General features: G+C 71.2%; 18 protein-coding genes. 9 read left to right on the top strand and 9 right to left on the bottom strand.

Translation table 11 applies throughout. The annotated features are described in order from the left end of the window. Positions 1-4: 4 nt before the first annotated feature. On the bottom strand, positions 5-961 hold the full coding sequence (gene deoC, locus ACIBK6_RS31770) for a deoxyribose-phosphate aldolase (RefSeq protein WP_399055187.1): 957 nt from the start codon (positions 959-961) through the stop codon (positions 5-7). Positions 962-1,203: 242 nt separating this feature from the next. Between deoC and ACIBK6_RS31765 the strand changes: the two genes are divergently transcribed. The 3 genes from ACIBK6_RS31765 (at position 1,204) to ACIBK6_RS31755 (ending at position 3,507) form a co-directional block, all read left to right on the top strand. After that, complete coding sequence (locus ACIBK6_RS31765) at positions 1,204-2,076, top strand: hypothetical protein (protein ID WP_399055040.1); 873 nt, start codon at positions 1,204-1,206, stop codon at positions 2,074-2,076. A gap of 145 nt (positions 2,077-2,221) precedes the next feature. Next, the gene (locus tag ACIBK6_RS31760) at positions 2,222-2,839 is read left to right on the top strand and encodes a class F sortase (protein ID WP_399055038.1); all 618 of its coding nucleotides are present in this window, start codon (positions 2,222-2,224) and stop codon (positions 2,837-2,839) included. A 38-nt stretch (positions 2,840-2,877) separates the two neighbouring features. Beyond that, a complete protein-coding gene (locus ACIBK6_RS31755) occupies positions 2,878-3,507 on the top strand; it encodes a PH domain-containing protein (protein WP_399055036.1) in 630 nt (209 codons plus the stop codon). A gap of 46 nt (positions 3,508-3,553) precedes the next feature. Here ACIBK6_RS31755 and ACIBK6_RS31750 read toward each other — a convergent pair whose 3' ends face one another. The 4 genes from ACIBK6_RS31750 to ACIBK6_RS31735 all read right to left on the bottom strand — a co-directional run bounded on the left by ACIBK6_RS31750 (position 3,554) and on the right by ACIBK6_RS31735 (position 8,184). Continuing rightward, positions 3,554-4,777, bottom strand: a complete 1,224-nt coding sequence (locus ACIBK6_RS31750; RefSeq protein WP_399055034.1) for a hypothetical protein — start codon at positions 4,775-4,777, stop codon at positions 3,554-3,556. 166 nt (positions 4,778-4,943) lie between these two features. After that, entirely contained in the window at positions 4,944-6,575 is a 1,632-nt protein-coding gene (locus ACIBK6_RS31745; protein ID WP_399055032.1) for a phospho-sugar mutase, read from the bottom strand. 103 nt (positions 6,576-6,678) lie between these two features. After that, entirely contained in the window at positions 6,679-7,503 is an 825-nt protein-coding gene (locus ACIBK6_RS31740; protein WP_399055031.1) for a purine-nucleoside phosphorylase, read from the bottom strand. A 243-nt stretch (positions 7,504-7,746) separates the two neighbouring features. Next, the gene (locus ACIBK6_RS31735) at positions 7,747-8,184 is read right to left on the bottom strand and encodes a gamma-glutamylcyclotransferase (RefSeq protein ID WP_329463393.1); all 438 of its coding nucleotides are present in this window, start codon (positions 8,182-8,184) and stop codon (positions 7,747-7,749) included. A 224-nt stretch (positions 8,185-8,408) separates the two neighbouring features. Here ACIBK6_RS31735 and ACIBK6_RS31730 point away from each other — a divergent pair, with 224 nt between their 5' ends. Both ACIBK6_RS31730 and ACIBK6_RS31725 read left to right on the top strand, forming a co-directional pair. Beyond that, positions 8,409-9,848 (top strand): NAD(P)H-quinone dehydrogenase, encoded by a 1,440-nt coding sequence (locus ACIBK6_RS31730; protein WP_399055028.1) that lies wholly within the window; start codon positions 8,409-8,411, stop codon positions 9,846-9,848. A 154-nt stretch (positions 9,849-10,002) separates the two neighbouring features. Beyond that, positions 10,003-10,962, top strand: a complete 960-nt coding sequence (locus ACIBK6_RS31725; RefSeq protein ID WP_399055026.1) for a DeoR/GlpR family DNA-binding transcription regulator — start codon at positions 10,003-10,005, stop codon at positions 10,960-10,962. 46 nt (positions 10,963-11,008) lie between these two features. Here the strand turns inward: ACIBK6_RS31725 and ACIBK6_RS31720 are convergent, their stop codons facing one another. The 4 genes from ACIBK6_RS31720 to ACIBK6_RS31705 all read right to left on the bottom strand — a co-directional run bounded on the left by ACIBK6_RS31720 (position 11,009) and on the right by ACIBK6_RS31705 (position 13,594). Further along, positions 11,009-11,587, bottom strand: coding sequence for a TetR/AcrR family transcriptional regulator (locus ACIBK6_RS31720; RefSeq protein ID WP_399055024.1), 579 nt, complete (start codon positions 11,585-11,587; stop codon positions 11,009-11,011). A 40-nt stretch (positions 11,588-11,627) separates the two neighbouring features. Beyond that, positions 11,628-12,815 (bottom strand): methyltransferase domain-containing protein, encoded by a 1,188-nt coding sequence (locus tag ACIBK6_RS31715; RefSeq protein WP_399055023.1) that lies wholly within the window; start codon positions 12,813-12,815, stop codon positions 11,628-11,630. Positions 12,816-13,001: 186 nt separating this feature from the next. Continuing rightward, positions 13,002-13,271 carry a hypothetical protein gene (locus ACIBK6_RS31710; protein ID WP_399055021.1) on the bottom strand — a complete coding sequence of 90 codons (270 nt, stop codon included), beginning with the start codon at positions 13,269-13,271 and terminating at the stop codon, positions 13,002-13,004. Between the two features lie 62 nt (positions 13,272-13,333). Beyond that, entirely contained in the window at positions 13,334-13,594 is a 261-nt protein-coding gene (locus tag ACIBK6_RS31705) for a hypothetical protein (protein WP_399055018.1), read from the bottom strand. A gap of 106 nt (positions 13,595-13,700) precedes the next feature. Between ACIBK6_RS31705 and ACIBK6_RS31700 the strand changes: the two genes are divergently transcribed. The 4 genes from ACIBK6_RS31700 to ACIBK6_RS31685 all read left to right on the top strand — a co-directional run bounded on the left by ACIBK6_RS31700 (position 13,701) and on the right by ACIBK6_RS31685 (position 15,616). Next, a complete protein-coding gene (locus tag ACIBK6_RS31700; RefSeq protein ID WP_399055016.1) occupies positions 13,701-14,528 on the top strand; it encodes a Scr1 family TA system antitoxin-like transcriptional regulator in 828 nt (275 codons plus the stop codon). Continuing rightward, on the top strand, positions 14,525-14,737 hold the full coding sequence (locus ACIBK6_RS31695) for a DUF397 domain-containing protein (RefSeq protein ID WP_399055014.1): 213 nt from the start codon (positions 14,525-14,527) through the stop codon (positions 14,735-14,737). The genes ACIBK6_RS31700 and ACIBK6_RS31695 overlap by 4 nt, the downstream gene beginning before the upstream one ends. A gap of 250 nt (positions 14,738-14,987) precedes the next feature. Beyond that, entirely contained in the window at positions 14,988-15,206 is a 219-nt protein-coding gene (locus ACIBK6_RS31690; RefSeq protein ID WP_399055012.1) for a hypothetical protein, read from the top strand. Next, entirely contained in the window at positions 15,206-15,616 is a 411-nt protein-coding gene (locus ACIBK6_RS31685) for a type II toxin-antitoxin system VapC family toxin (protein ID WP_399055011.1), read from the top strand. The genes ACIBK6_RS31690 and ACIBK6_RS31685 overlap by 1 nt, the downstream gene beginning before the upstream one ends. Positions 15,617-15,678: the final 62 nt, after the last annotated feature.

Below are 15,678 nucleotides of genomic sequence, written 5' to 3'. Positions count from 1 at the left end.
GTGATCAGTCCACCGTCACGTAGTCGGGGCCGGAGTAGCGGCCGGTCGCCAGCTTCTGACGCTGCATCAGCAGGTCGTTGAGCAGCGAGGAGGCGCCGAAGCGGAACCAGTGGTTGTGCAGCCAGTCCTCGCCCACGGTCTCGTTGACCAGGACCAGGAACTTGATGGCATCCTTGGTGTTGCGGATGCCGCCGGCCGGCTTCACACCGACCTGGATCCCGGTCTGCGCGCGGAAGTCCCGTACGGCTTCGAGGAGTACGAGCGTGTTGGGGGGCGTGGCGTTCACGGCCACCTTGCCCGTCGACGTCTTGATGAAGTCGGCGCCGCCCATCATGCCGAGCCAGCTGGCGCGGCGGATGTTGTCGTACGTCGACAGCTCGCCGGTCTCGAAGATGACCTTGAGGCGGGCCCGGTCGCCGCACTCGGCGCGGACGGCCGCGATCTCCTCGTACACCTTGAGGTAGTGACCGGCGAGGAACGCGCCCCGGTCGATCACCATGTCGATCTCGTCGGCGCCGGCCGCGACCGCGTCCCGTACGTCCGCGAGCTTCACCGGCAGTGCGGCGCGGCCCGCCGGGAAGGCGGTGGCGACGGACGCGACCTTGACGTCCGAGCCCTTCAGCACCTCCTTGGCGGTCGCCACCATGTCCGGGTACACGCAGACGGCGGCGGTGTGCGGGGTGGTGCGGTCGGTCGGATCGGGGTGGACGGCCTTGGCGGCGAGCGCCCGGACCTTGCCCGGGGTGTCCGCGCCTTCAAGGGTCGTCAGGTCGATCATCGAAATGGCCAGGTCGATGGCGTACGCCTTGGCCGAGGTCTTGATCGAACGGGTGCCGAGGGACGCGGCGCGCGCTTCCAGGCCCACCGGGTCGATGCCGGGGAGCCCGTGGAGGAAGCGGCGCAGCGCGCCGTCGGACGCGGTCGCGTCGGCGAAGGCAGCTACTGGTGCATTGGTGGGCATGGTCACCAGATGAGCATATCTACGCGCGTAGCTGCCTGTACAGCCCTCCCGGCGCAGGTGGCCGGGGGTGAGCTCTGTCACGTGCCCGTGACATGGAACAGACGGTTCTCGCACACGTGATCCATAGGTTTCTTCTTGCAGCCCCGCCCAGCCTCAACGGCCCCACCCGGCAGAGGAGGCGGCATGCAACCTCTCCTTCTTCCTCCTCCGGCCACTCGGCCGCCCGCTCCACGGAGTCGTTCATGTCGACCTACATCCCTTCCCGCCGCCTCGCCCTGCGTGCCGCGGTCGCCACCGCCGCCCTGGCCGGCGCCCTCCTCACCCCGGCCGCCGCCCTCGCGGCCACCCCGGCGGCCGGATCCGCCCCCGCCGAGCGGTGCGGCGCCAAGAGCTGCGCGGACCCCGGGGATGCCACGTACAAGCTGGTCAACGGAGAGATCCTCCCGGTGCACAGGTTCGCGACGAACCACTACCGCGCCGAGTTCGTCACCAACGGCAGGGTCGTGAAGATCATGGAGACCGACGGCGGGGACATCGACGCCTACGTCCACGGCATGCACGTCACCCTCAACTCCTCGACGGGCAAGGTGAATTCGGAGTACGCGGGCGGCCGCTCCGGCTGCACCGTCACCGAGGTCGTGCCCAGCGTCTTCAACGACGCGATGTCGGTGAAGCTCACCAACGGCCCCGCGGGGCCGAAGGCGGTCCTGCGGGACAGCGCCCTCAGGACGATCTCCTCCGCCGACCGCGCCCACCCCGTCGACACCCGCATGGGCCTGCGCGTCGACGGCGCGAACACCGCCACCCCCAAGCTCGGCCAGCGCACTCAGGGCGGCAACACCCCGTACGCCTACACCGCCTTCCCGAAGCTCCCGGCCGGGTGTGCGGCCGGGCAGACCCCGGTCACCGCGCCGACCCAGAACGGCGGCCAGGCCGACGTGGTGCCCAAGGGCGGCCAGACCGGCGTCGTACCGAAGGGGGCTGTCGCGGCCGGTGCCGAGTTCGAGCAGCAGAGCGGTGACGAGAACGCGTTGATCGCGGGCGGCGCGGGACTCGCCGCGGCCGGCGGAGCCGGGTTCGTGCTGCTGCGCCGCCGCGCGGCCGGCCGCGCCTGACGCCGCTGCCGGCCGAGCCGGGTCCAACTCCCCTGCCTGCCCGGGCAGTTGGGGCGCCCCCGCCCGACCGGCCCCCACCCTCCCGGGCGGGCCCCGCCTCCTCGGCGGTGGCCCGCCCCTCCTCATTGCCCTCCCGGAGCACCCCATGTCCCGTACCCGCGCGGCCCGTTCGGCCGTTGCCGCCCTGTTCGTCATCGCCCTCGGGGTCTCGGTCGCCGGCTGCGGATCGGGCGCAGCGAAGCCGGCCACCCCGCCCCCGGACATCTCCGCCGCCGCAAGCACCCCGGCCGCCCCCGACGCCGCGGCCCCGCTGCCCGCGTCCAAGCCGGTACGGGTGCGGATCCCGGCGGCCGGGGTCGACGCGAGCCCGATCCTCGACCTGGGGCTCGCCGCCGACGGCACCGTCGAGGTGCCCTCGGTCGCCGACGCCGACAGGATCGGCTGGTACGACAAGGGCGTCACCCCGGGCCAGACCGGGCCCGCCGTGCTCATCGGGCACTTCGACACCGTCAAGGGCCCGGCCGTCCTGAAGAACGTCTCCCAGGTCAAGGTCGGCGACACCGTCTCGGTCACCCGCGCCGACGGAAGGACCGCCGAGTTCAAGGTCCGCGCCCTCGAACAGGTCGACAAGAAGACGTTCCCGACCCAGAAGGTGTACGGCGACACCGACCGCCCCGAGCTGCGCGTCATCACCTGCGGCGGCGAGCTCACCGGAGGGCACCGGCCCGACAACATCATCCTGTACGCGGATCTGGTGGCCTGAGCGAAACCGGTGCCCAGGGCGTGAGGCAGAATCGGGCCATGACGAGCCCCACGCCGCCCGCCGAGCCGGCCTACGCCGACCGCACCTACCGCTCATCCGCCGGTATCGCCGGCGGTGCGCTGCTGCTCGCGCTCATCCTCTGGCTCGGCGTCGACGCCGTGGTCCAGGGCCACGGCAACGCACCCTGGCTGGCGCTCGCGGGGCTGCTGTGCGCGGTGCCGCTGATCGTCGCGTTCAGCTTCCGCCCCGTCGTCCTCGCCAACGACGACCGGCTCCTGGTGCGCAATCCGTTCCGCACGATCACGCTGCCCTGGGCGGCCGTCGCGGACGTCCGGTCCGGGTACTCCAGCGAGGTCTTCGACCAGTCGGGCGGCAAGTACCAGCTGTGGGCGATCCCCGTATCGCTGCGTCAGCGCAAGCGCGCCTCCCGCCGCCAGGCGCGGGACGCCGCGGTCGGCGGGAGCGGCTTCCCGGCGACCCCGGACACCACCGACAAGGCGCGCCTCTCGCCGGCCGACCAGTCCATCCGGGAACTGCGCGACCTCGCCGAACAGGGCGCCTCCCGCGAGGGCGCACAGGGGGAGATGAGCATCCGCTGGGCGTACGAGGTCATCGCGCCCGCGGTCGCCGGGGGGCTCCTGTTCGTCGTCCTGCTCGCCATCGGCTGACAGCGGTCACGGCCGCCGGTCACGGCGGCCCCGGGCCCGAGGTACGTCACGGCGGCCCCGGCCACACCAGGAGCATGTACGCGCCCAGCCACGCCGACGACAGGGCCGCCGCGCCCAGCCCGAGGACGACCACCGGGCGGCGGGCCCGCGCCAGCGCGAGCGCGGCCGGAAGCAGCAGCGGGAAGCCCGGTACGAGGAAGCGGGCCCGCGGGAAGTAGACACCGCCGCTGCCCAGGACGACCAGGAGCAGGGCGCCGGTGAAGACCAGCAGGACCAGCGGCTGGCGGTCGGCGAGCGAGAGCACGTACAGCGCGCCGGACAGCATCAGGACCAGGGTGACCAGGACCAGGAACAGCGGCGGGCGGTTCGCGTACACCAGGAGCCCGCGCATGTCGCGCAGCGTGCCGATGCCGCCGTCCCACTGGTTGTCCCAGAGCTTCTGCACGGCGAAGTAGCCGTCCCAGCGGCCCAGCCGCGCCCCCACCCAGGCCACGTAGCCGCACCAGCCGAGCGGGGCGAGCAGGCCGCCCAGGACGACACGCCGGTCCACCCGGCGGGCGCGTACGAGAGCGGTGAGGGCGGTGAGCGAGACCGCGGCCGCGAGCGCGATGCCGGTGGGGCGGGTCAGACCGGCCAGCGCGGCGAGCGTGCCGGCCCAGATCCAGCGCCGGGTCAGGACGCAGTGCAGCGACCACGCGGTCAGCGCCGTGAACAGCGACTCGGTGTAGCCCATCCACTGGACGACGCCGACCGGCAGCGCGCCCCACAGCACCGTGAGCAGGGTGCCCGTGCGGCGGCCGTGCAGGCGGTCGCCGACCGCGAACACCCCCCACGCGGCGACCAGCGAGAACCCGATCGCGATCAGCAGCCCGACATCGGCTCGCGAGCCCGGGGTGACGGCGGCGACCGCCTTCACCAGGAGCGGGTACAGCGGGAAGAAGGCCAGGTTGTTCCACTGCTCGGCATGGATCGCATGGTCGTAGCCGTGGTCGGCGATGCCGAGGTACCAGTTGGAGTCCCAGGACGTGGCGAGCACCGGCCAGAGCCCGTGGTGTCTGAGGTGCACCCACTTCGCGAGGACCAGCACCCCGAAGAGGCGGACCGCGAGATAGCCGAGCAGGGCGGGAGCGGCGTACCGAAGGGCGGTGCGCGCCCGCTGCCGGGCCGGGGGCCGGCCGGCCGCGCCGCTCGGAGCCGGGCGCCTGCGGGCGGCGGGGACGGGGCGGCGACGGACCGGGGAGGTCGCCGGTGACGGCGCGGTCGGGGGCACTGCGACAGCTCCTTGGCTCGGGCACGGCGAGAGGTACGGGTCACCCTTTCTCGCAAGTCCCCGCAAGGTGCCGCACCGCTGCGTCAACTGCCGTACGAAATCACTCGGACGAGTGGCAGGGGCGGTGGTCGATTGACCACCGCCCCTGCCACTCGCCTGCCGTCCGTCAGATGCCGGCGGCCGCCGCGAGGTCCTTCTTGATGCCGGCGAGCAGCTCGGCGCCCCGGGCGCGGGCCGCACCGAGGTCGTCGCGGGAGCCCACCGGGACCACGACCTCCAGGTAGCACTTGAGCTTCGGCTCGGTGCCGCTCGGGCGCACGATCACCCGGGCGCCCTCCAGGTAGTAGCGCAGACCGTCGGTGGGCGGCAGCTGCTCGGTGCCCTCCGTCAGGTCCTCGGCCTTCGTCACCGCGAGGCCCGCGAGCTCGGTCGGCGGCTGCTCGCGCAGGCGCGCCATCGCGTCCGAGATGATGCTCAGGTCATCGACGCGGACCGACAGCTGGTCGGTGGCGTGCAGGCCGTGCGCCAGGGCCAGGTCGTCCAGGAGGTCCAGGACGGTGCGGCCCTGCTCCTTCAGGACGGAGGCGAGCTCGGCGACCAGGAGCGCGGCCGTGATGCCGTCCTTGTCGCGCACGCCCTCGGGGTCGACGCAGTAGCCGAGCGCCTCCTCGTAGCCGTAGCGCAGACCGTCCACCCGGGCGATCCACTTGAACCCGGTGAGCGTCTCCTCGTACCCGAGCCCGGCCGCCTCGGCGATGCGGCCGAGCAGCGAGGACGACACGATCGACTCGGCGAAGACGCCGGAGACGCCCTTGGTGACGAGGTGGGCGGCGAGCAGCGCGCCGACCTCGTCGCCGCGCAGCATGCGCCACTCGCCGCCGTCGAGCACCGCCGCCGCGCAGCGGTCGGCGTCCGGGTCGTTGGCGATGATGATGTCCGGGTTCGCGCGGCGGGCCGTCGCGAACGCGAGGTCCATCGCGCCCGGCTCCTCCGGGTTGGGGAAGGCGACCGTGGGGAACGCCGGGTCGGGCTCGGCCTGTTCGGCCACAAGCACCGGCTCGGGGAACCCGGCCCGCGCGAAGGCGGCGAGCAGCACGTCCTTGCCGACGCCGTGCATCGCCGTGTAGACGACGTTCGCGGTGCGCGGCGAGCCGGAGCTCAACACCGTGTCCGTACGCGCCAGATAGGCCTCCAGGACCTCGTCCCCGAGCACCTCCCAGCCCTCCTGGGGCCGCGGTACGTCGTCGAGGCTCCGGACGGCGTCGATCGCGGCGGCGATCTCCGCGTCGGCGGGCGGCACGATCTGCGAGCCGTCGCCGAGGTACACCTTGTAGCCGTTGTCCCGCGGCGGGTTGTGACTGGCCGTCACCTCGACACCGGCGACGGCGCCCAAGTGCCTTATGGCGTAGGCGAGTACGGGCGTCGGCAGCGGACGCGGCAGGACCGCGGCGCGCAGCCCCGCGCCCGTCATCACGGCCGCCGTGTCCCGCGCGAAGTCCGCGGACTTGTAGCGGGCGTCGTAGCCGATGACGACGAGCCCGTCGCCCTGCCCCTTCGCCTTCAGGTACGCGGCGAGTCCGGCGGCGGCGCGGATGACGACCGAGCGGTTCATCCGCATCGGCCCGGCGCCGAGCTCGCCGCGCAGCCCGGCGGTGCCGAACTGCAGCGTGCCGCTGAACCGTGCGGCCAATTCCTCGACGTCAGCGCTCTCGATGAGCTTGGCGAGCTCATCGCGCGTCTCGCTGTCGGGGTCCTCGGCCAGCCAGGCCTGGGCCCGCGCGATCAGGTCCTGCGTCACGTTGTCAGCCTTTCGGGAAGGGCTTGGAAGGGCTTGCGGGAAGGGCTTTCGGGGGCGTTCACGAAGGCGGGGGCTTCCGTGAAGGCGGGTGCCTTCGCGAAGGTCAGATGCGGTCGAGCACCCGGGTCAGCAGCTCGCCCATGCGCGCCGCCGAGTCGCGGCCCGCCTGGAGCACCTCTTCGTGGTTGAGGGGCTCACCGGTCAGACCGGCGGCGAGGTTGGTGACGAGCGAGATCCCGAGGACCTCGGCACCGGCCTCGCGGGCGGCGATGGCTTCGAGCACGGTCGACATGCCGACCAGGTCGCCGCCGAGCACGCGCACCATGTTGATCTCGGCCGGGGTCTCGTAGTGCGGGCCGGGGAACTGGACGTACACGCCCTCTTCCAGCGTCTCGTCGACCTCCTTGCACAGCGCGCGAAGCCGCGGCGAGTACAGGTCGGTGAGGTCCACGAAGTTGGCGCCGATGATCGGCGAGGTGGCTGTCAGGTTGATGTGGTCGCTGATGAGGACCGGCTGGCCGGGGCGCATGCCCTCGCGCAGACCGCCGCAGCCGTTCGTCAGCACGACGGTCTTGCAGCCGGCGGCGACGGCGGTGCGCACGCCGTGCGAGACGGCGGCGACGCCGCGGCCCTCGTAGAAGTGCGTACGGCCGAGGAAGAGCAGCGCGCGCTTCTCACCGATCTTGTACGAGCGGATCTTGCCGCCGTGTCCCTCGACGGCCGGCGGGGGGAAGCCCGGCAGCTCGGTCACGGGGAACTCGGCCTCGGGGGCGCCGAGGGCGTCGACGGCCGGCGCCCAGCCGGAGCCCATCACCAGGGCGACGTCGTGGGTCTCGGCGCCGGTGAGCTCGCGCAGGCGCGCGGCGGCGGCGTCGGCGGCGGCGTGGGGGTCGTCCTGGAGCAGGTCCGGGGTGGCAGATGCGTTCACTGGGTTTCTCGCCTCGCGAAGGAACGTCGTCCCGCCCGGTGACTGTCCGGCCGGGTCCGGGGGGTTTTCCCCCGGTAAAGAAGAATTACGCGCACGAGCGTAACCGCTGAAGTCCTACGCGCGTAGATGTGCAGGATAACGGACCTGGCCGCCGCCTTTGTGGCTTCGCACGAGAGCCGGCTCGCGAACGGCCGGATCCAGCCCCTGAGCAGGGACCGGACCGACGGCGGGCCGCGGGCGGGCTCAGCAGGGGCGCTTGCGGAGCTCCATCACATAGTCGTGCGGCGCGCCCGCGGACTCGGCCGCGTCGGCCAGCTCGCCCAGGTACCGCGCGGAGGGCAGCCCGCCCTCGTACCCGTTCAGCACGTACAGCCAGGCCGGCTCCTCGCCGTCCAGCGTGTGCACCCGCACCCGCATCCGGCGATATATGTCGAGGCCGACGCCCTCCCACCGGTCCATCGACTCCTCGTCGAGCGGCGCGATGTCGTACAGCGCGACGAAGACCTGCGAGCGGGGCGCCTCGACAATGGTCGCGAGGGCGCCCTCCCAGCCCATCTGCTCCCCGCCGAACGTGAGGCGCCAGCCGTTGAGCCAGCCGGTGCCGCGCAGCGGTGAGTGCGGGGCGCGGCGGGTCATCAGCCGCGGATCCAGGTTGCCGGCGTACGCGGCGTAGAGCGACATGGTGTCGAGGGTACGACAGTGACCCGTGGGGGCACTTCGCGCGGCCCGCCCGCACCACGGCCCCGCCGCATCCCGCCACGGCGGCCGAATGACGCCCCCGTGGCGAGAACACTTGAAGCGTGCGGGACAATGAGGTACGTACTGCGTTCCCCCGGGGCCCCGCCCCGGACCCCCGGCCGGGCGGGCAGGCAGGCCGGGATCGACACTACGAGGCGGACTTTTTCGTGACGCGGATCGTGATCATCGGTGGCGGACCGGGCGGATACGAGGCGGCCCTGGTGGGCGCCCAGCTCGGTGCGGAGGTGACCGTCGTGGACTGCGACGGTCTGGGCGGGGCGTCGGTGCTGACCGACTGCGTGCCGTCGAAGACCCTGATCGCGACGGCCGAGGTGATGACCACCTTCGACTCTTCGTACGAGGAGTTGGGCATCCTCGTCGCCGACGACACGCCTCCCGAGGAGCAGTCCGCCCGGGTCGTGGGGGTGGACCTCGGCAAGGTCAACCGGCGTGTCAAGCGCCTCGCGCTCGCCCAGTCCCACGACATCACCGCCTCCGTGACCCGCGCGGGCGCCCGGGTCATGCGCGGGCGCGGCCGGCTCGCCGGGCCGCAGGGCATCGACGGCACCCGCGACGTGATCGTCACCGCCGCCGACGGCACCGAGGAGATGCTCACCTGCGAGGCCGTCCTCATCGCCACCGGCGGCAGCCCGCGCGAGCTGCCCGACGCCCAGCCGGACGGCGAGCGGATCCTCAACTGGACGCAGGTGTACGACCTGGACGAGCTCCCCGAGGAGCTCATCGTGGTCGGCTCCGGCGTCACCGGCGCCGAGTTCGCCGGCGCGTACCAGGCGCTCGGCTCCAAGGTCACCCTCGTCTCCTCCCGCGACCGGGTGCTGCCCGGCGAGGACCCGGACGCGGCCGCCGTCCTGGAGGACGTGTTCCGCCGCCGCGGCATGAACGTCATGGCCCGCTCGCGCGCCGAGTCCGCCAAGCGCGTCGGCGACCGCGTCGAGGTCACCCTCTCCGACGGCCGCGTCATCAGCGGCACGCACTGCCTGATGGCCGTCGGCGCGATCCCGAACACCGCGAACATGGCCCTGGAGGAGTCGGGCGTACGCCTCAAGGAGTCCGGCCACATCTGGACCGACAAGGTCTCGCGCACCTCCGCGCCCGGTGTGTACGCGGCCGGCGACGTGACCGGCATCTTCGCGCTGGCCTCGGTCGCCGCCATGCAGGGCCGGATCGCGATGTACCACTTCCTGGGCGACGCGGTGACCCCGCTGAACCTGAAGACGGTCTCCTCCAACGTCTTCACCGACCCCGAGATCGCGACCGTCGGCTACACGCAGGCCGACGTGGACGCGGGCAAGATCGAGGCCCGGGTCGTCAAGCTGCCGCTGCTTCGCAACCCGCGCGCCAAGATGCAGGGCATCCGGGACGGCTTCGTCAAGATCTTCTGCCGTCCGGGCACCGGCATCATCGTCGGCGGCTGCGTCGTCGCACCGCGCGCCAGCGAACTGATCCACCCCATCTCGATCGCGGTCGACAACAATCTGACGGTGGAACAGATCGCGAATGCGTTCACCGTGTACCCGTCGCTGTCGGGCTCGATCGCCGAAGTGGCCCGGCAGTTGCACACCCGAAAGAAGGCCGGCGAGGCGTAACTCCCCTGGTGGGACAGGGGGTTGCCGAGTGGGAGGCGGGGCCTTCGGGGCGCCTGGAAGGCGTATACCACTCAGTGACCCCCTTTGGGTGCACCTTCTGTTATTCGGCGCAAACTGCTGAAAACATTCGGCCGCTCAAGTTACTGTCAGTTTCGTGTTCGCTGCAGAACGTCGCCAATTGATCCTCGAAATGGTGCGCGCCAACGGGGCGGTATCGCTCCGTGAGCTCGCCCGCGTCGTCCAGACCTCCGAAGTGACCGTACGGCGGGACGTGCGGGCGCTGGAGGCAGAAGGACTCCTCGACCGCCGGCACGGCGGTGCGGTCCTGCCGGGCGGGTTCACCCGCGAATCCGGCTTTCCGCAGAAATCCCATCTAGCGACCGCGGAGAAGACGGCCATCGCCGACCTCGCCGCCGGTCTCGTCGAAGAGGGCGAGGCCATCGTGGTCGGCGCGGGGACGACCACGCAGGAGCTGGCCCGCCGGCTCGCGCGGGTCCCCGGTCTGACCGTCGTCACCAACTCCCTGCTGGTGGCACAGGCGTTGGCGCACGCCAACCGGGTCGAGGTCGTCATGACCGGAGGCACCCTGCGCGGCTCCAACTACGCCCTGGTGGGCAGTGGTGCCGAGCAGTCCCTCCAGGGCCTCAGGGTCTCCCGGGCCTTCCTGTCCGGAAGCGGACTGACCGCCGAGCGCGGCCTGTCCACCTCCAACATGCTCTCGGCCAGCGTGGACCGCGCCCTGGTCCAGGCGGCGGCCGAGGTGGTGGTCCTCGCCGACCACACCAAACTCGGCGCCGACACCATGTTCCAGACGGTCCCGACCGACGTGATCACGCGCCTCGTCACCGACGAGCCGCCGGGCCACGACGACCGGGCCGCCACGGAGTTGCAGGCGCTGGCCGACCAGGGGGTGCAGATCGCCGTGGCGGGCCCGTCGGGCGCGGGCGCGGAGGCCCCGCCGCCCGGCCGCCCGCCCCGCCGCGACATGCCGCTGCCCGGCCAGCGCCGCAGCCACGCCCCCGGCTCGGGCCCGCAACTGCGCAGCGCCGCGGCGATGGGGGAGCAGCAGACGCCGGGGGACCGGGCGCGGGTGGCGGACCTGCGGCGGCGTTAGTGGTGCGGGTTCGGTGACGGTGTGCGAGTGCCGACCTGCGCAGGGGCTACTTCTTCAGGCCCCGGTACGTCAGCGCAAGTAGCCGGTCGGCCAATTCCGGGTCGTCCGGGGCCTGTTCGGCCGCGAGCGCGATGGCGTTGGTCAGCTGCATGAGGTCGGCGATGGTGACGCCGGGGCGTACGGCTCCGGCGTCCCGGGCCCGTACGAGCAGGGCGCCGCCCGCCTCCCGCATCGGCTCGCTGCACTGCGCGAGCGCCGAACTCGCGTCGTGCGAGGCCGACATGAGGGCTCGGGCGAGCCCGCGGTACACCCCCGCGTGCGTGATGATGGCGCGCAGCCACTCGATGAGCGCGGTGCAGGGCTGCTCGGCGGCCAGCAACTCCCGTGACCGTACGAGGAGTACGTCCACCTCGCTCTGGAACACCGCGCTCAGCAGGGCGTGCCGGGTGGGGAAGTGCCGGTACAGCGTGCCGATGCCGACCCCGGCGCGCCGGGCCACGTCCTCCAGGGAGGTGTCCGTGCCGTGCTCGGCGAAGGCGGTGCGGGCGACGGCAAGGAGCCGCTCGTGATTGCGCCGGGCGTCGGCGCGGAGGGGCCGGGGGGTGGCGCTGGGGATGCCTGCCATGCCCCCAGCATGCCACCCGGGGCGCGTGGGCCCCTCGGGACTACCTCCCCGAGCGGACCGGTACGAGCTGGTCCGGCGTATCCAGCCAGGCATGTTCCCCCGCACTGTTCAAGGTCAGTCCGAAACGATCGAAGCCGGGCCGACTCCGACCGTTCCACCACAGCAGCGCGGCGTGCACTTCGTCCCAGAGGCGGCGAGGCCCCGACTGCCAGACCCGGGCCGTGTCCCCCTCACGGAACTGGACGCAGGCCCACGAACGGTCCGACAGGCCGTAGAACCAGACCGGCCGGGCACCCTCGCGCTTCTCGTCAACGGTGAGCACGCAATCAGGGACGCACAGCCCCAGGGCGAACTCCTGCGGGCTGAAACGTCCGCGCATGAACTCGCCTTCCGTGATGGCGGTAGCAGACTCATCGCCTTCGGCCACGCCGTTCGGAACGTACGCGGAATGGGACACGAGTGGTCGGCGCTGATCGCGCAGCTTCATGAACTCGACCGGGCCCGTGAACCCGCCCGACGCGCTCCGCCCATCGCCGGAGACGACCAATCGGGCCACCGCGTCCCCGTGGGTGTAGTGCGTGCCCCAGGGGGCCACGATCACTCCACCGGGTCGGCACTGCTCCACCCACGCGAAGGGGATCGACCGAAGCCCGCACGTGGCGATGATCCGGTCGTACGGTGCTGCCTCGGCGCAGCCTCTGAAGCCGTCGCCGCAGATGACGTGAACGCCCGCGCCAGCGCCCTCAAGTGCCTTGCGGGCGGCTGTCGTTACGGCTGCGTCCACCTCCACGGAGACGACCTGCCCGGCGCCCAGCCGATACGCGAGCAGCGCGGCGTTCCAGCCGGTGCCGGTGCCGATCTCCAACGCGCGGTCTCCGGGCCGCACGCCCAGGTCCCGGAGCATCGAGAAAACGACACTCGGCATGGACGCGGAGCTGGTTGAGACGTGTCCGGGCTGAGCGCCGGAGTGGGCGCCGTCGTCCCATTGCGTGACGATCGGTACATCAGCGTCGGCGTACTGATACCAGCGCTCCGGCTCCTGCGACCGGGAGACGGGCACACTCTGTCCCGTCTTCATGTCGAAGGGCCAGATGAGGTCTGGCAGGAAGGCCGAGCGCGGCACGGCACCGAACGCGGGTGCCCAATCGGAAGAGAGCACGCCTTGGGACATGAGGACGCGCCCCAGTTCTGTACGACTGGGGCGGTCCTGGTGTGCGTTGTCGGTCACCGGCTATCCGGCCTTCGGAGGGTTCGGAACACCGGGGCCGCTATCAGGGGTTGGTGGTTGATGCGGTCCGGGGTAAGGCTCGCCCGGAAGCTTGTCTCCGCCGTTGGCCACTGTGACATCCACTGCGCACTCTCCTTCACCGTCGAACGCGGAGTATCCCGCGCGATTGTCTGGCCCGCGCCCAAGTCAGGCAGTGGGGAGGGCCGATGCGCTGACCACGCGTTTTGCATGCAACTCCACGCTGGATCCGCCTCGGCAGACCCGCACGTGGGCGGCCTCGCCCGCCATCAGAGCCGCGAACAGCGCCCACTGCGCGGTGTCGTTGCGCAGCCATGCCTGGAGCTGCCTGCTCGATACGTCGTCGCGGCCCAACTGGCCCGCACACCAGTCAGCTTGACCCCGCAGCCATGACGCGGCGAGGAGCGCCGATGGGGTGCCGTGAGAGTTGATCAGCATCGCGATGCTGCGTCCCTCGACCCGTAGCGTCGCTCGGACGTTGCATCGGTACTCGACGGGCTTCACAGCACGTCTCCCCGACTCCGGGCATTGCACCGCGTGTTCTCGGCGCCGAGCCGCTCCATGGCGGTCGCGGGACGGACCGTCGCCGGTTCCGCCTCCCATTCGGTTCCCCCGTTCATCGGGCGGAGTGACCAGTACGGGCCGGCGACTCCCCGGAACTCTCCAACACGGCCACCACGGCTGATGTCCACCATGAGCGTGCCGGGATCCGGGACACGGGCGGGTTCCTGCCTGTCTGTGGAAACGTCCTGCGCACACACCGCAGCTCCTCTCTGTAGCGGTTTCGCTACCAGGGGTGTTCAGCGTGGCTTAGAGTCGGGGACCATTCAACGTGTCAGGAAAGGACGAAAGGTTGGTGTCAGCCCTTTGAACGTCAAGGAGTTGGACCCGGAAAGCTCTCCGCAAGCTGCGTTCGGAGCGCGTCTACGCAGGTCTCGCGCAGAGCACGGCTGGACCCAGGACCACCTGGGCGAGCAGATGGGGTATTCCAGTACGCACATCTCATCGGTTGAAACTGGTCGCAAGCTGCCAACCTTGCGCCTTGCGCGTCGTGCTGACGTGGCGTTAGGAACCGGGGACGCGTTCGAGCGCGAGTGGCGCGAGCTCCGGCACGGCGCGCTGCTGGAGGGCTTCCCGGAGTACGTTGGGCATGAAGGACGGGCAGTTGAGATCCGGCTGTACGAAATCGGCATCATCCCAGGGCTGTTGCAAACACCGGACTACGCACGCGTGTTGGCGGACAGCGCCGTACGACGGGGGGCGATCACGCCCGAGCAAGCCGCCGAGCGAGTCGCGTTCCTGGCAGAGCGCCAAGAGGCTCTGGAGCGGCAACGTCCCCCCATGGTGATGGTGGTGATGGACGAAAGTTGCATCCGGCGACCCATCGGAGGGCGCGAGGTCATGGACGCGCAGCTTGAGCGACTGGTCGAGTTCGCCGCTCACCCCACCACGGTGCTACAGGTGGCGCCGTTCGACATAGGCGAGCTCCGCCCGTTCGACCTGCCGGTCAACTTGCTGACGATGCCTGACCGATCGGTCGTCGCCTATGCCGAGTCTCAGACGCAAGGGCACCTGGACCGTGACACCACCTCCGTGCTCCCCATGCTGACGACCTACCATCAACTACAGGCCGAAGCGCTGTCGCAGGCGGCATCCGTGGCCATGATCAACGAGGTACGAAAGGGCACCCCGTGACGACCGACCAAACCCCCCGCTGGTTCACATCCTCCTACAGCAACAACGGCGGTAACTGCGTTGAGGTCGCCGCCAACCTCGTCGCTTCGCGCGGCGTGGTCCCTGTCCGTGACTCAAAGAACCGGCGCGGTCCGGTTCTCGACCTCTCTGCCGGTGCGTTCGCCGACTTCGTGGCAGGCGTCAAGGCCGGAGAGTTCGGCACCGTCTGACCGTCCAACTGGCGCACCCTGGTGTGGAGTTGACCCAAACGCAGGAGCCCCGGCCGTGAACTGCGGCCGGGGCTCCTCGCGTTACGCGGGGGCGAATCAGTCCTTGATCTCGCAGATCATCGCGCCGGACGACACCGACGCGCCCGACCTCCGTCGTCAGCGCTCCGTCAGAGATCTAGACCACTTGGTTTCGGCAGACCAACCGGCTCCGACGTTTCCCGTGCTCGGCGGTTGTCCCTATCCTGGTCTTATGAGCACCTTGCGGCAAGAACTGCACGAGCTGATCGACCGCCTGCCGGAGTCGCAGGTCGCGCCGATACTCGCCCTGGTGCGGGAGAGCACCCCCGCCGACGACGGGGGGGAGGAGTGGCCGCTGCCTGACTTCGTCGGCGCGCTGTCCAGCGGCAAGGGCGACCTGGCCGCTCGTTCCGGCGAGATCCTGCGCGCCGAGCTGGGACGTGACACCTAGTGATCATCTGGGACACCGGAGCGCTGGTCGCCGCCGCCGATGCCGACGATCAGGATCATGCGCGCTGTGTCGAGCTGATGCGGCGTACTCCGCGCCCGCTGCTCGTGCCCTACCCGGTCCTCACCGAGGTCTGCTACCTCCTGGAGCGCGAGCACGGCACCCGCGCCGAGGCCGCCTTCCTGCGCTCCGTGAGCCTCGGGCAGGTCAGTCTGATCCCGCTGGCTGCCGCAGACATCGACCGCATGGTCGAACTGGTCGAGAAGTACGCCGACTTCCCCCTGGGCGCGGTCGACGCCTCCGTCTTCGCCATCGCCGAGCGGCTCGGCGCGGACGCCATCGCAACCCTGGACCGCCGTCACTTCAGCGTCGTCCGCCCCAAGACGCCCCAGCCCTTCACCCTCCTGCCGTAATCCCGCGCGCCCCGCTGACGCGCCCTCCCGCGCGGGGTTGGCGCTAGGCCTCCTTTCACACC

This window comes from Streptomyces sp. NPDC050485 (assembly GCF_044458185.1).
GTDB lineage: Bacteria > Actinomycetota > Actinomycetes > Streptomycetales > Streptomycetaceae > Streptomyces.
Note: the sequence above shows the minus strand (reverse complement) of the source record. Positions and strands in the feature narration are given on the sequence as shown.

What these genes read in the sequence shown, in the direction of transcription:
- deoC (WP_399055187.1), bottom strand. Translation starts at nt 961, where the DNA reads ATGCCCACCAATGCACCAGTAGCTGCCTTCGCCGACGCGACCGCGTCC.
- ACIBK6_RS31765 (WP_399055040.1), top strand. Translation starts at nt 1,204, where the DNA reads ATGTCGACCTACATCCCTTCCCGCCGCCTCGCCCTGCGTGCCGCGGTC.
- ACIBK6_RS31760 (WP_399055038.1), top strand. Translation starts at nt 2,222, where the DNA reads ATGTCCCGTACCCGCGCGGCCCGTTCGGCCGTTGCCGCCCTGTTCGTC.
- ACIBK6_RS31755 (WP_399055036.1), top strand. Translation starts at nt 2,878, where the DNA reads ATGACGAGCCCCACGCCGCCCGCCGAGCCGGCCTACGCCGACCGCACC.
- ACIBK6_RS31735 (WP_329463393.1), bottom strand. Translation starts at nt 8,184, where the DNA reads ATGTCGCTCTACGCCGCGTACGCCGGCAACCTGGATCCGCGGCTGATG.
- ACIBK6_RS31720 (WP_399055024.1), bottom strand. Translation starts at nt 11,587, where the DNA reads ATGGCAGGCATCCCCAGCGCCACCCCCCGGCCCCTCCGCGCCGACGCC.
- ACIBK6_RS31710 (WP_399055021.1), bottom strand. Translation starts at nt 13,271, where the DNA reads ATGCTGATCAACTCTCACGGCACCCCATCGGCGCTCCTCGCCGCGTCA.
- ACIBK6_RS31690 (WP_399055012.1), top strand. Translation starts at nt 14,988, where the DNA reads ATGAGCACCTTGCGGCAAGAACTGCACGAGCTGATCGACCGCCTGCCG.